Genomic DNA, 1382 nt, shown 5'->3' with positions numbered 1-1382 from the left:
AGGTTTCCACTCTCCCGTCATCACGTCCATCTCAAGCGGGTACAGCGCGAAAGGAATGTTCTGCGCCCAGGCTCGTCTTGCGGCCTTGGCCTGATACATCGCCTCATCCGCCCGTTTCAGGGTGTCGGTGGGCTCCACCTGAGTACACCCGAAGCTGACCCCGAATCCCAACGCCCCAGTGGGCCCACTCAGCCCCTCGGACAACCGCTGGAGTTGGTTTTCAACTGCCCCGGTTTCCCCGGTGAGCAGCATGACGAACTCGTCACCACCACTCCGGCCCACCAGATCCGTGTCTTCCGCCACCTGATGAAGCAGGGTGCTCAACGCCCTGAGGTGCGTGTCACCCGCCGCGTGGCCTTGCTGGTCATTGATGGTCTTGAAGTCGTCAATGTCCAGCACCAGCAGCGTGCCCGCCCTGGAGCGTCCACACGCCGTCCACTCCATGAAAGCCTGCCGGAAACCGCGCCGGTTCAAGGTGGAGGTCAGCGGATCTGAGAACGCCAGCCCTGAGAGTTCATCCTGTAGGTGCTGCATGTCGGCGCGGCGCCTATCGTCGTGCAGCAGCCAGAACGTGAGGGTGCCGCCCACCGAGAGCAGCAGCACGGACAGGTACATCAGGAGGTTGGGCAGGTTGAAGGCGAATGCCATTTCCGGGTAGGTACCGGAGCCCAGGAGCAGGGTACGGGGAACGGCAAGGGCGTGCGCGACGATGATCACACCCAGGTTCAGAGCGTACGCACTCCGGAGCGAGGACTGGCGACGCATCTCCTGAACGATCAGCCGAAAGAAGGCGCAGGAGAGGACCGCGTCCGGACGAGTGGGCGGTGTTCGTACGGGACAATGGTGCCGGGTTTAACCCTCGCTACGCGGACAAACTTTTTGCGGTGTTCCAGCGGTTGCACCTGAACGATGAGTTCGAGGGCGTAGGCGTCGGGCTGGCCAACGTTCGCCGCATCGTTCAGCGGCATGGCGGCCAGGTCACGGCCACCGGTGTGCCCGGGTCCGGCGCTACCTTTGGGTTCACGCTGCCGAAGCACTGACGGCACCACGGATCCTCTGCCATTCCCTATCCCGACTGTCACCGGCTGCAAAAACGAAGGAATGCGCAACGGACCGATACACCCGATCTTGATTGCACAAACCTGTTGCCAGATCCACTTCAATCACGACCCCCGTGGGCCTGGATGAGTACACCGAGGTGGTGCAGCGGACGTTTGCCTTCTGGGCGGACCGGACGAGTTCCGAGGAGGTCTGATCGTCACGCATGCCTGCCGCTGGCGGTGGAGGACCCAGGTCATTCTGGGTGGGCGTGGAGCGAGGTGACCATGGGACCCGAGTACCTGGGATCTCGCCTTCCGTTCAGGCCAGGACGCCAGGATGAA

2 protein-coding genes and 1 pseudogene are annotated in these 1382 nt (G+C 62.9%); 2 read left to right on the top strand and 1 reads right to left on the bottom strand.

Annotation, left to right across the window (positions count from 1 at the left end; all coding sequences use genetic code 11):
* Nucleotides 1-765: GGDEF domain-containing protein (locus tag IEY49_RS20760; RefSeq protein ID WP_189012264.1), on the bottom strand; the 765-nt coding region annotated here is incomplete at its 3' end.
* A gap of 41 nt (nucleotides 766-806) precedes the next feature.
* Between IEY49_RS20760 and IEY49_RS20755 the strand changes: the two are divergent.
* Together IEY49_RS20755 and IEY49_RS21790 are read left to right on the top strand one after the other, a co-directional pair.
* Nucleotides 807-1040: pseudogene (locus IEY49_RS20755) on the top strand (sensor histidine kinase); the annotation flags it as partial.
* 92 nt (nucleotides 1041-1132) lie between these two features.
* Nucleotides 1133-1255, top strand: a complete 123-nt coding sequence (locus tag IEY49_RS21790) for a hypothetical protein (protein ID WP_268239119.1) — start codon at nucleotides 1133-1135, stop codon at nucleotides 1253-1255.
* The last annotated feature ends 127 nt before the right edge of the window (nucleotides 1256-1382 follow it).

Source organism: Deinococcus malanensis (genome assembly GCF_014647655.1).
In the GTDB taxonomy this organism is placed as follows: Bacteria; Deinococcota; Deinococci; order Deinococcales; family Deinococcaceae; genus Deinococcus; species Deinococcus malanensis.
The sequence above is the reverse complement of the archived record's forward strand: the minus strand, read 5'-3'. Positions and strand labels throughout refer to the sequence as shown.